This is a genomic window from Flavobacterium sp. ABG (assembly GCF_001027725.1).
In the GTDB taxonomy this organism is placed as follows: domain Bacteria; phylum Bacteroidota; class Bacteroidia; order Flavobacteriales; family Flavobacteriaceae; genus Flavobacterium; species Flavobacterium cupriresistens.
Window position 1 is genome coordinate 1 of the sequence record NZ_LEKS01000058.1, and the last position, 526, is coordinate 526.

Genomic DNA, 526 nt, shown 5'->3' on the forward strand with positions numbered 1-526 from the left:
ACTCCCCACACTTTCGGCCAAAGCAACCGAAGCGCCACCATGTAATAATCCAAAAGGTTGATGCACTGATGGATTTACAGGCATCGTAGCCACTAAATAATCTTCTCCTGCATCAGTATATTCAATATTCAGGGTTTGCATCAGTGTGTTTTTTGAAATTTGATTGCAATATTGAAGGATTTTTTCTTTGTCGAAAGTCATTTTTATTTTTTTGTAAAAGTATAAATAGTATGCTTATGTTTAAACCAAAAAACGACAGACTAGTATATATATTTTTCGTCACTATAGAATAATTTGGTTTTTTACCACAAAAGGTACAAAAGCTTCTTATTTACTTTTCAAAAACACAAAAGATTGTATGCTTAATTCTTAAATATTTTTATAATACATAACAGAACATAAATTTTCGGCATTGCTTTTCCGTTCATTTATGACTTCCTTTTCCTTTTGTGACTTTTGTGGTTATTTTTTTTCAAATTAATCCCTATTTTTACAAAAAAACTAACGAAATGCGTCCCATAACTTT

Annotated in this window: 1 protein-coding gene; it reads right to left on the reverse strand. The window is 30.0% G+C overall.

What is annotated here, in order from left to right:
* A partial coding sequence (locus tag AB674_RS21635) for a hotdog fold thioesterase (protein WP_047779367.1) occupies nt 1-201 on the reverse strand: 201 nt, incomplete at its 3' end.
* Between the last annotated feature and the right edge of the window lie 325 nt (nt 202-526).